13 protein-coding genes and 1 tRNA gene are annotated in these 11653 nt (G+C 38.6%); 7 read left to right on the top strand and 7 right to left on the bottom strand.

Annotated elements, in window-relative coordinates:
- The first annotated feature begins 80 nt into the window (after positions 1–80).
- Entirely contained in the window at positions 81–803 is a 723-nt protein-coding gene (locus D9O48_RS03570) for a YebC/PmpR family DNA-binding transcriptional regulator (protein WP_126970635.1), read from the top strand.
- Positions 804–916: 113 nt separating this feature from the next.
- Here the strand turns inward: D9O48_RS03570 and D9O48_RS03565 are convergent, their stop codons facing one another.
- From D9O48_RS03565 to D9O48_RS03550, 4 genes are all read right to left on the bottom strand, one after another.
- Complete coding sequence (locus tag D9O48_RS03565) at positions 917–1219, bottom strand: hypothetical protein (protein WP_126970633.1); 303 nt, start codon at positions 1217–1219, stop codon at positions 917–919.
- A 50-nt stretch (positions 1220–1269) separates the two neighbouring features.
- On the bottom strand, positions 1270–1881 hold the full coding sequence (locus tag D9O48_RS03560) for a trimeric intracellular cation channel family protein (protein ID WP_126970631.1): 612 nt from the start codon (positions 1879–1881) through the stop codon (positions 1270–1272).
- Positions 1882–2109: 228 nt separating this feature from the next.
- Complete coding sequence (locus tag D9O48_RS03555) at positions 2110–3423, bottom strand: ATP-binding protein (RefSeq protein WP_126970629.1); 1314 nt, start codon at positions 3421–3423, stop codon at positions 2110–2112.
- 84 nt (positions 3424–3507) lie between these two features.
- A complete protein-coding gene (locus D9O48_RS03550; protein WP_126970627.1) occupies positions 3508–5901 on the bottom strand; it encodes an alpha-ketoacid dehydrogenase subunit alpha/beta in 2394 nt (797 codons plus the stop codon).
- Positions 5902–6043: 142 nt separating this feature from the next.
- On the opposite strand from D9O48_RS03550, the gene D9O48_RS03545 reads away from it, so the two are divergent.
- The 6 genes from D9O48_RS03545 to D9O48_RS03520 all read left to right on the top strand — a co-directional run bounded on the left by D9O48_RS03545 (position 6044) and on the right by D9O48_RS03520 (position 9838).
- Positions 6044–6487 carry a DUF1573 domain-containing protein gene (locus D9O48_RS03545; protein WP_126970625.1) on the top strand — a complete coding sequence of 148 codons (444 nt, stop codon included), beginning with the start codon at positions 6044–6046 and terminating at the stop codon, positions 6485–6487.
- 6 nt (positions 6488–6493) lie between these two features.
- Positions 6494–6874 (top strand): DUF1573 domain-containing protein, encoded by a 381-nt coding sequence (locus D9O48_RS03540; protein ID WP_126970623.1) that lies wholly within the window; start codon positions 6494–6496, stop codon positions 6872–6874.
- A gap of 178 nt (positions 6875–7052) precedes the next feature.
- Positions 7053–7472, top strand: coding sequence for an SET domain-containing protein (locus D9O48_RS03535; protein WP_126970621.1), 420 nt, complete (start codon positions 7053–7055; stop codon positions 7470–7472).
- Positions 7473–7491: 19 nt separating this feature from the next.
- Positions 7492–8688, top strand: coding sequence for a pyridoxal phosphate-dependent aminotransferase (locus D9O48_RS03530; RefSeq protein ID WP_126970619.1), 1197 nt, complete (start codon positions 7492–7494; stop codon positions 8686–8688).
- Positions 8689–8895: 207 nt separating this feature from the next.
- Positions 8896–9657, top strand: a complete 762-nt coding sequence (locus D9O48_RS03525; protein ID WP_126970617.1) for a hypothetical protein — start codon at positions 8896–8898, stop codon at positions 9655–9657.
- Between the two features lie 107 nt (positions 9658–9764).
- A tRNA-Met gene (locus D9O48_RS03520) sits at positions 9765–9838 on the top strand.
- 30 nt (positions 9839–9868) lie between these two features.
- Here the strand turns inward: D9O48_RS03520 and D9O48_RS03515 are convergent.
- The 3 genes from D9O48_RS03515 to D9O48_RS03505 form a co-directional block, all read right to left on the bottom strand.
- Positions 9869–10141 carry a hypothetical protein gene (locus tag D9O48_RS03515; protein WP_126970615.1) on the bottom strand — a complete coding sequence of 91 codons (273 nt, stop codon included), beginning with the start codon at positions 10139–10141 and terminating at the stop codon, positions 9869–9871.
- A 146-nt stretch (positions 10142–10287) separates the two neighbouring features.
- Positions 10288–10698, bottom strand: coding sequence for a hypothetical protein (locus D9O48_RS03510; RefSeq protein WP_126970613.1), 411 nt, complete (start codon positions 10696–10698; stop codon positions 10288–10290).
- Between the two features lie 216 nt (positions 10699–10914).
- Complete coding sequence (locus tag D9O48_RS03505) at positions 10915–11529, bottom strand: hypothetical protein (protein WP_126970611.1); 615 nt, start codon at positions 11527–11529, stop codon at positions 10915–10917.
- Between the last annotated feature and the right edge of the window lie 124 nt (positions 11530–11653).

Raw genomic sequence — 11653 nt, 5'->3', positions numbered from 1 at the left:
TGGCTACTTGCAGCCGAATTTTTATTTTTGCAGAACTTTAGAAAGACATTCATTGATTTACAATAAAATATTCCGATAAAATGGGTCGTATATTTGAAGTAAGAAAAGCCACGATGTTCGCACGTTGGGACCGTATGGCAAAACAATTCACTCGTATTGGTAAAGAGATTGTAATTGCTGTTAAAGCAGGCGGACCTGACCCAAATACCAACCCTGCATTACGCCGTTGTATGCAGAACGCGAAAAGCGTTAACATGCCTAAAGACCGTGTAGAAGCGGCTATCAAACGTGCTCAGGGTAAAGACATTGAAAACTACGACGAGATCCTTTATGAAGGTTATGCGCCTCACGGAGTAGCGGTTTTAGTGGAAACAGCCACCGATAACCACGTTCGTACGGTTGCAAACGTAAAAGCCATCTTTAATAAAGCAAGCGGTTCACTGGGAAATAGCGGTTCGGTAAGCTTCCAGTTTAAAAAAATGGGCGTATTTAAATTAAATCCGGAAGGTTTAAGCCAGGATGACCTGGAGCTTGAGCTCATTGACTTTGGTTTAGAAGAACTGGGTGAAGGTACTGGTGAAAATGATGAAACCGTTCTGGTAATACGCTGTGGATTTACAGATTTCGGTAATATGCAGAAAGCGCTCGAAGAAAAAGGGTTAACTCCTATCAGCGCTGAGGTAGAGTGGATTCCGGCCACCACTGTAGCTGTTAGTGAAGAACAGGCACAAGACGTTCTTAAACTCGTAGATAAGTTAGAGCAGGATGATGACGTGCAGAAAGTATTTCACAACTTAGCTTAATCTGTTTTATGTCACCAGACGAGAGTCTGGCGTCAGCAATAAAGAAAAGCCTCTTTACAAAAGTATTGTAAGGAGGCTTTTTTTATGACTAATTCTTTTAATAAGCAGATTCTTTATACAGCGGCTTCGGAAGAGTCTTTTTCTTTGCCCTCATTAATCACTCTTTTAATAATGCGTCTGAATTGCTTTTCATTCGTATTCCATGTAAGCATAGTGATAATTACCATCAACACCAATCCGATAATCGGTACGGGCCAGTAAGCGTATTTTAATCCTAAGACACTCATCAGAAAAGCTACTGCAATAGTTGTTACGATGGTACCCATTGAAATATACAATGCAAAGAAGCTGAATTTGCCACCTTTTCGCTGCTCTTCCCAATACTTTAAAAACCTGCGTTCTTTTTGTGTAATCACGTTTCCTGATTTTAAAAAACAAAGTTAGTATAAAAGTAAAGATCGCGGAATTAATAAAAATTTGGTAATCTTAATTTAAACCGTACTGCCACTACCCTGATAAATACAATAATGCCAATTACAATAGTGGTATTAATCAAATCATTCACCCCCAGTAACATCATGAGGTAATAGGCTACCCCACCGATAATACAGGCCGAGGCATAAATTTCTTTATGAAAAATTAACGGCACATTGTTTAATAATACATCGCGGGTAACACCTCCGAAACAGCCGGTAATAGTACCAAGGGCGATACAAATACCCGGACTCAGATTTAATTGCATTCCTTTTTCAAAACCGATTACGGTAAACAGCCCCAGTCCGAGTGAATCAAATAAAAAGAGTGTTTTTGAAAGCATGCGAAGATACTTTCTAAGGAAAAATGCGCCAATAGCAGCACATAAAATGGTAATACTCATTGTTCCGTTCTGCAACCAGGTAACAGGTGTGTTGCCGATCAACATATCGCGCAACGTACCACCTCCAATAGAAGTTACAAAAGCGATAATGATAACTCCAAAAGGGTCTAACTTTTTTTCCATGGCATGTAAAGCACCGGAAAGTGCAAATGCGATGGTTCCGAAAAACTCGATGAGAAAAAAGAAAGTATTATAATCCATAGAAAAAGGCCTTGTCTGTTAAGAAAAACTTCTCAGATTCTACCTGTATGTAAGGTATAGCTGTTACAGCACCGGAATTAGGCTGTTTGTAAGAAAAATGTTTGCTGCTTTACTTCCCAAATTACAAAAAATGTACACTTCATATTATACGAATCATAAAGTTATTACCTGTTTACCCGAAAGTTTATCGGACATTTATCGGACATTTATCGGACATTTATCGGACATTTATCGGACATAATATTTAGTAGACTTTTTTACTCCAGTTTTCAGCAGCAATTGTTTTTCTACCAGTTCAGTCAGATCTCTTCGTGCAGTTCTATCGGTAATACCATATCTAACAGAATACTCAACTGAAGTGATACCCTGATTTTCGCTTAGGTTTGATAGAATATCTACTTGTCTTTCATTCAAGCCTGATTCAGGCTCCTGATTGAGTACATGATAGGTGCTAAATAAAGTAACCATAAAGCCTCCATCTATTTCTATTAACTCTGGTTCTGGCAATTGAGCTTGTTTACAAGTTTCCAAAATTCTGATAGTACCACGCCCCCAAGAGTCAATGAGTCCTCCTTTAAAACAAACGTCAGCAACAATTGGATTTCGAGGCTTCGAAGAATGAGGTCTTTTTAAAGCTTCCAGGCTCAACCCTTCCGGCAAAGCACCTTCATTCCAAATACTTATCTTATTATCAGATATGCGCATTTGTATCGGTGCTCCCATATAATTACGATGAACCAAAGCATTTAACAGCATTTCTCTAATAGCAGCAACAGGATACTCTCCTCTTTCTATACGATGCATTCCTTCGAAATCTATCTGACGTATAAGAAATTTATGATTGAGCTGATCGAGTACTGAACGTAATAATAAAATGAGATTACCTTCTTCAACTTCCTGAAATCGAAGATTTGTGTCATCATTCTCGAACCGTCCGATTTTGACAAACATATTAGGGTAAAACTTTCCCGGGTCTTTACCAAAAAGTACTATGGCAGCCCGTTTAGGTTGCCCATTCTCTACAAGACGTAGTTTTTCCATAATTTCAGGTATGGTTAATCCAACTGTTTCCGGTAGTCGACCATACTCTCTGGATATAGCAATGAAAGAATTAAATACGTTCTCATCAATATCTGTAAAATCTGCACGTGACTCTATAACATCATCCCAGGTTTTACCCGATTTCTTCAATAAGAATTCGTTAAGAGCAGCTCCAGTTAATTCCTGTTTTGTACTTCCACTTCGGTAATAATATCTACCTCTTAGTGATATGGGAACAGAGTAAGGATATATAATTATTTCTATGAAAAACTTCCCATTTTCTTCATGTAAATTAACTTCGACAGTAATGCCCATTGAGTTTCGGATCTTGTTAGGAATATCATCCATCAATCGTTTAAATTCGAGGATACCTAAACTTCTTCCATTATCATCTTTACCTATAAAGATTATGCCTCCCTGAGCATTTGCAAAACCACATACCCATTTAAGATAATCATCGTGCCAAGCACTTTTGTACTCTATGTTTTGTTGTTCTGGCATTTACTATAAATATTTCTAGTAATTTTTTAGATTAAAGCTAGTCATGTGAAGTTAACTAATAGTGTACTCAAAAAAAATGATGGCTTATTCAGCCATCATTTCTCTTACAACGTTGATAATATCTTCCCGATTGGGCTTACTAAAGTAATCACCATCACTACCGTAAGAAGGCCTGTGTGCCTTACCGGTAATTGTTCGTGGTGCTACATCCAGTAATTCATATCCTTTTTGTTTTTCGATAACATGATTGTACATGTAAGCGGCAGCGCCACCCGGTACATCTTCATCTACAAACAAAATTTTATTCGTTTTTTCAAGTGACTTTCTGATCAGATGGAACCGGTCAAACGGCAGTAAGGTTTGTACGTCTACAATTTCACAACTCACACCTTCCTGCGCAAGGAGGTCGGCAGCTTCTGCTATGATTCTTAAAACAGAACCGTATGACACAATTGTAATATCTTCTCCTTCGCGAACCACTTCCGGAACACCTAAAGCCACCTGATAATCGTTCAGGTTATTGGGCATTTTTTCTTTAAGGCGATAGCCGTTCAGGCACTCTACTACAATTGCCGGATCATTCCCCTGCAATAAAGTATTGTACATACCGGCTGCCTGCACCATGTTGCGCGGAACACATAAATGCATTCCTCTCAAAGCATTCAACATCATTGCCATTGGTGAACCACTGTGCCAGATACCTTCTAAACGGTGCCCGCGGGTGCGAACAATGATCGGAGCACTCTGCCGGCCGTGTGTTCTCCAATGAAGCGTTGCGGCATCGTCGCTTAAAGGCTGCAAACCGTATAACATATAATCGAGGTATTGGATTTCTGCAATCGGGCGTAACCCACGCATTGCCAATCCGATACCCTGCCCCATAATAGTCACTTCTCTGATGGCAGTATCAAAAATTCTCCAGTCACCATGTTTTGCCTGTAATCCGGAGAAGCCCTGATTCACGTCGCCGATATGGCCAACATCTTCACCGAATGCCACCACTTTAGGATTATCAGCAAAAAGCTGATCGAAATACTTATTTAAAACTTCGTAACCATTAATAACCGGTGCATCAGCATCAAACTGAAGTTCATTACCGTCTATATATTCAATTGCTTTCGGCGATTCATCATACAGGAATCTTCCGTAAGTATTTTCTCCTTCCTGTACAAACTGGCGGTAACGTTCTTTCAGGGTTGCTACCTGAGGAGAGTTTTTAAGCAAGGTAATTACCTTGTGTAAAGATTGAATAATTTCTTTGTAATGGGGTTCACGATTCGAAGCTAATTCGTTACGGATGGCCGTTAGCTTACCTCCGTTGTCAAGTCCTTGCTGAACGAGCGCATCAAAATCCGCTACCACTTCAGTAACTACTTGTTTCAGAGGTTGAATATAAAGATCCCAGGCTTTTTGTTTAGCTTCTTTTACAGCTTTTTTTGCCTCGGCTTCAATGTGATTGAGTTCATCTTCACTCGCGAGTAGATTTTCAATAATCCATTCTTTCATTTTACGGATACAATCCCATTCACGCTCCCATTCCAAACGATCTGACGACTTATAACGTTCATGACTACCCGACGTGGAGTGTCCTTGAGGCTGAGTTACTTCTTCTACGTGGAATAAAGCAGGTACATGATCTTTACGCATTTTCTTAATACCCGCTTCGAAGACTTCACACATACCTGCATAGTCCCAGGCTTTTACCTTATAGATTTCGATACCGTTGGTACCGTCTTCTTTTTGCATTCCCATCAAAGCTTCAGAAATAGATCCTTTAGTAGTTTGATATTGTTTAGGTACGGAGATTCCATATCCGTCATCCCAAACAAAAACAGCTAAAGGAATTTGTAATACGCCGGCGGCATTTACTGTTTCCCAGAAATGTCCTTCAGAAGTAGAAGCATCGCCGATGGTACAGAAGCAAACTTCATTACCGTTGTGGCTTAACTCTTCAAAATCTTGTAAAACCGGTGAGTTTCTGAATAGCTTTGACGCTAGTGCCATTCCTAAAGCACGGGGCATCTGACCGGCAGTTGGAGCCAGGCCGGCGGCAATATTTTTACGGTTAGCAATATCTAACCAATTACCTTCAGCATCTCTGATAGGAGTGGCAAAGTGAGAATTCATCTGACGACCACCGCTATGGGGGTCATTCGCCGGGTTAGCATCGGCATATAACTGGGAGAAAAATTCTACCAATGATGCCTGCCCGGTGGCAAAAGCAAAAGTTTGATCTCTGTAATAGCCCGAAAGAAAATCTCCCGGAGCAAAAAACTTTGACGCAGCAATCTGTGCTAATTCTTTTCCATCGCCGAAGATGCCAAATTTAGCTTTCCCTGTTAAAACCTCTTTTCTTCCTAATAAACTTGCTTCCCGACTTTCACAGGCAACCTGAAAATCTCTTAGTACTTCCTGGCGGAAGTGATCGAAAGATAACTTTTCTTCGGCCTGTGCTGGTTGTTGAATAGTACTTTCCATGGCCCAAAAATATCAATAATCTACCCAAAAATGATCATTTTTTCAGGATGTGAAAAAAATGTGTCGAATTGGCAATAATTTTGAAAGTAATTCAACGTTAGTAAAAAAATGCTTAATTTTATTTACCGAATAAAGCATACTTATGCGTAGTATAGTTTTCATTTTTTTAACATGTTTTTTTTGCCAGGCTGCCTGGGCTCAGTTAAGCGACAAAAAGTCATCAAAAGCCCTTGTTTTTTTCCGTAATTCGGAAGTGGATTTTGGCAAAATCCCTCAACATAAGCCGGTTACTCATGACTTCTGGTTGGTAAATCATTCAAAACAACCTATCTTAATAGAGAATGTCATGGCCAGTTGCGGCTGCACCACTCCGGAATACAGTAAAGCGCCGGTGCAGGCCGGTGATTCAACTTTAGTTCGGGTAGGGTTTAATGCAGCGGCGGCCGGAGAGTTCAACAGAGGTATTAATATACAATTAAATAACAGTCAGGTTGAACAAATTACTGTTTCAGGTGTAGTATATGGGTTACCTTCGACTCCTGCACCCAAAAACAAAATAATCGATCAGATAAAATCACAAAATTAATTTGTCATGAAGAAGATGTTAATGTTGGTATTCGCTGTAGCTTTTTCTACTATTGCAATGGCACAGGATATCAAGTTTGAAACCTTAGAGTACGATTTCGGTAAAATCAAGTATGGTGTACCGGTAACCTATGATTTTTCATTTAAAAACGTAGGTTCAAAACCGATTGTTATTGAATCGGCCTCTGCAGCTTGCGGATGTACCACTCCGGTAAAGCCACAGGCCCCTACCGCTGCGGGTAAAAGCAATGTGATCAAAACAGGTTTTAATGCAATGACAGTGGGTACGTTCGACAAAAGCATCTTAGTGAAAGTTGCAGGTATCAATCAACCTATTGAGTTGAAAATTAAAGGAGAAGTTCTCCCTCCGGACGCGAAACAGAAATAAGTAATATATCACACAAGGAAAAAGATGCGCCCCCAACTTTGTTGGGGGCTGTCTTTTTATAGATACCCCTGTTTTAACTTTCAGCCGTCTTTATATATCGCCGGTATGACTTTATATGATCGGTGCGACACCGACCATATAAAGATGTACATTTGCATCCACAAAGAACAGGTATTGCATGGAAATGATCGTTCCAAAACTGGTTTACAAGGTAGAGATCGCCAGGAGTAAAATTGCCGGCGACGGGCTGTATGCCGCAGTGCCTATTCCCGCTAAAAGAAAACTGGGGGATATGGGTGGAAAAATCGTTTCTATCAGAACCGCCAGAAAAATAGCCAAGCAGCAAAAAAGTATTTCGATTGTTGAGTTTGAAGATGATAAAGCCCTGTTAGCCGATATACCCGGCAATGATTTAAGATTTATCAATCATTCATGTGCTCCGAATACTTATATGCGGCTGTTTCGTCATCGTGTAGAATTTTACACGCTGCGGGCTATTAAAAAAGGAGAAGAACTTACTTGTAATTACGGAGAAACACATCATGAAGGAAAACTGAAATGTAACTGTGGCGCTTCGCAATGCAAAGGTTATTTATAAAAGCATTTAATACTAAAATATGTTAACGATCAGTTCGCGCGGGCAGGAGATGCCACCCTCACCTATTCGTAAGCTTGTTCCATATGCAGAAGCTGCAAAGAAAAAAGGAACAAAAGTTTATCATCTTAATATCGGTCAACCGGATATTGAAACACCTGAGTCGATATTAAATGCTGTTCGTACAGCCGATTTTAAAGTTTTAGAATATAGCCATAGTGCCGGTAACGAAAGCTACCGCAAAAAATTAGTTGGCTATTACGCTAAAAACGACGTGAACGTTACTGCCGATCAGATCATCATTACCACCGGTGGTTCTGAAGCTATTTTATTCGGCTTTATGGCCTGCCTTAACCCTGGCGACGAAGTAATTATTCCTGAACCGTTTTACGCTAACTATAACGGGTTTGCAGTAGCAGCAGGTGTTAAAGTAGTACCGATTACTTCGAGCATCGAAACAGGTTTCGCACTACCTCCGATCAGTGAATTTGAGAAAAAAATTACTGAAAAAACCAAAGCGATTGTTATATGTAATCCAAACAACCCGACCGGTTATTTATATAGTCAGGATGAAATGAACACATTGAGAGATATCATCAAAAAACATAACCTCTATTTGTTTTCTGATGAAGCTTACAGAGAGTTTTGTTACGACGGACAAGCAAAAAGTGCTTTAACGCTGGAAGGTGTAGACGATCATATTCTGATGATGGATACGATTTCTAAAAGATACAGTGCCTGTGGTGGTAGAATCGGTGCATTAGTAACCAAAAATAAAGAGGTTTATAATGCAGTGATGAAGTTTGCACAAGCACGTTTATCTCCCCCGTCTTTTGCGCAGATTCTGGGTGAAGCAGCCATCGATTTACCGGATAATTATTTCGACGCCACAAAAGCAGAATACCAGAAAAGAAGAGACGTATTGGTAAAGAGACTGAATGCCATGGAGGGTGTTTATTGCCCTAACCCCGGCGGTGCTTTTTATGCAATTGCAAAATTACCGATTGACGATGCAGATAAATTCTGTCAATGGTTGCTGGAATCGTTCGAACATAATCAACAAACAGTAATGCTGGCTCCCGCCACCGGATTTTACGGAACTCAGGGATTAGGCAAAAACGAAGTACGTTTGGCTTATGTGCTGGCAGTAGAAGCACTGGAAAGTGCAATGGATTGTTTAGAAGCAGCTTTAAAGGTTTATCCCGGAAAAACAAACTAAACAACGATAATACATATTTAATCCCCAACGTTGTTGGGGATTTTTTTTGCCTTTTTCCCTCTAAACTGCTTTAAAATCTAACTCATTGAAAATTAGCTATTGATATAAACACCCGTATTCTCCCGGAAATATCGTATTCTAATGACTTTTTACTTTTCAGGCTCCTGCCGTTTTTGTAATTTTAAGCTATACCAACAACCCTGTTTTATGATAAAGTATCTTTCGTTATTCGTATTGGCCGGCTGTTTATCATTACCGGTCACCGCTCAAACGTCGCGCACAGAGGAAGTGCTGGTGGGCAAAACACTGGTACGGATCGAAACCAAAAAATTCGGCAATAATCCGGTGTATGCAGTGAATTTACACGGAAACGAAAGCACCAGCGTAGAAGCGGCTGAAAAAGTATTTGCAGAAACAGGAGGTACTATTATTAAAATTGTAAATCCCGAAAAAAGAAATCTTGGTTTCTTATTCAAAGGCGACAGCATTTTTGTAGATCCCAACCGCATTTATACCAGAAAAGGAATACGTGCAACGCTACAGAGCCTGAATACAAAGTTTAAGGCCGGTACAGTCAGAGAAGTAAAGGATCTGGGCAAATACATCATTTCTAAAATTCCTGTTACCGGAGCCGCTGTAATTGCCTTACACAATAATACGGACGGTAACCTCTCCATTCTGAGTTATATGGAAGGTGGTACCTATGCCAGAGATGCTGCCGAAAACTATCAGGGAACAAATGACCCCGACGACTTTTTTGTAACCACCAGCAAGGCTATTTTCGACCAGCTCAAGGCTTTAGAACATAATGTGACACTGCAGGATAATAAAAAAGTGAAGAATGACGGATCAATGAGTGTGTATTACGGTAAAAAAGGAATTGCTTATGTGAATGTAGAAGCTGAACACGGTCATCTGAACGAACAGGTAAAAATGATCCGTGATTTACTTCAAATACTGTCCAGATAAAGGTTTCAACATATTTATCTTATTCGGTGACAACCAATTTTTTATAAAAAAGCAAAAAAAGTTTTGTGGGGTCTTTTTTTTTTCTATTTTTGCAACCCCAATCATTTGGCGAGGTAGCTCAGCTGGTTAGAGCATCGGATTCATAACCCGAAGGTCGGCAGTTCAAGTCTGCTCCTCGCTACAAAAATCCCTCAACAGTGTTGAGGGATTTTTATTTTCCTATTTCCCGTTTTTTTAAGAATAGCTCTAAAGTACCTGAAGCAAACTCTTCACGAAAAGATTTTACAATTAACTTTTCCTGCATTTTCGTAAGATCAGGTTTCCCATATTTTCCTGTTTTAGGATAAAAATCCAGTAAATAAATACATGAATTATTTTTATTAACGAAAAAATATATTCTATAACCAGCACTTTTTCCTTTACCAGATTTTGAATTTACAATTCTTGATTTAATAAAGAAGAACTGCCCTTTGATGGAAAGCAATACAGGTCAGCTGATGATTTCTTCAATTGTTTTATCCAAAAAGAGGTTTCAGACATCAATTATAACTGTTAGAGTAGGCATCTTGCTTTTCACACTTACGTATACTTTTCCTGAATAAATCGGTAGTGAATATTTTTACGGTTACTTTACTCATAAAGTTGATTGATGAGGTCTGAACAATCACTCACTTTGTATCGTTCCAAATCGCTCATCAGAGCTTTTAATTCTCCGGTAACCAGTTGCAGTTCATTTAATAAAAACCGAATTTTGATTTTTATAACTGGATGAACCTTCAATCTATCTCTTAGATGTTCATAACTGATAACCAGCGGAAATAAACCAACAATGGTATCTTTTGCCGACTGGATATCAAACAAACTGAAGTCCTTCTCTATTTCTTCTATCAACACCCATTTAGTATCAATAATTTGTTTTACCAGTTCCTTAATATCTTTGGTAACGACCGAGCGACTATATTCTTTTTCATGCAGCAGATTTTCAGCTTTTTCGTAAGCCTGTTCAATTTCTTTTAAAGAAGACGAGTTTATTAAAATCATTATCATTCTTTTATGAGGTTGCAGAAATATTACCCTGTTATACTATTTATACGAAGTGGGTGGACAGAAAGTTTATATTATAACCAGAAATTTTGATAAGTCAACTATTCATTAAGATATTAAAACTTCAGCACCTCATATTTCAGAAATAAGAATTCCATGGCTATCTATTATCTAATAAAAATGAAAATAGGTAGAGACAATAGATTTTATGACTCATTTATTATCATCCATTTCCAAAAAAGATTTAACAAAAGGCCGCCAGTTCCGATAAGTATCTCCAAACATCCAAGAAGGATGCGCAATACCTGTAGCAATACATTCTCCACCTTCATACTTATATTTCCAAGTAGTACTTACTTTTCCCTCTACTTTATTATTTGATAGATAATATCCGTTTTCTTCAGGAATCCAGTTATTCCACATTCTCTTAGATAACACAATTACTTTGTTAGGTTTAAGGTTGTTCAGGAGCAATTGATAAGCTGATGGTATACTTTCTATATGTCTCCTTTGCGGTTGACTTTTCGCTTTAGAAAGACCAATTTGCATTGCATTTGCAAAAGCAATCTTTGGCCATATATCTTTCTCATTTTCGCCAAATAGCAAACCAATGTTTCTAAAGAATTTTATTTTTTGAGGTAAAGTGCCTTCCATGAAATCACCAATAGTCGTTCGGGTAAAATTATCATATCCAGAACTGCAATCATCATTATCATCTAGGTCTTCATCAAGATAATGTGATTCTCCTATTAACAAAATTTTACCTGATATTTCATATTCCTTACCCACATAAGGTTGAAAATGCAGACCTGTTATATTACTAATCATATACATATATTTTTCAATATCACTTCTTGTAATTAAGATATAATACTTAAACACTCGAATACATAAATAGTCCTATCAATTCTAAAAAAATTTCAGAGGCTAACATTTTACTTCAAGTTAATCA

This window comes from Gynurincola endophyticus (assembly GCF_003991195.1).
GTDB lineage: Bacteria > Bacteroidota > Bacteroidia > Chitinophagales > Chitinophagaceae > Gynurincola > Gynurincola endophyticus.
This window is presented reverse-complemented; position numbering and strand designations above follow the sequence as displayed.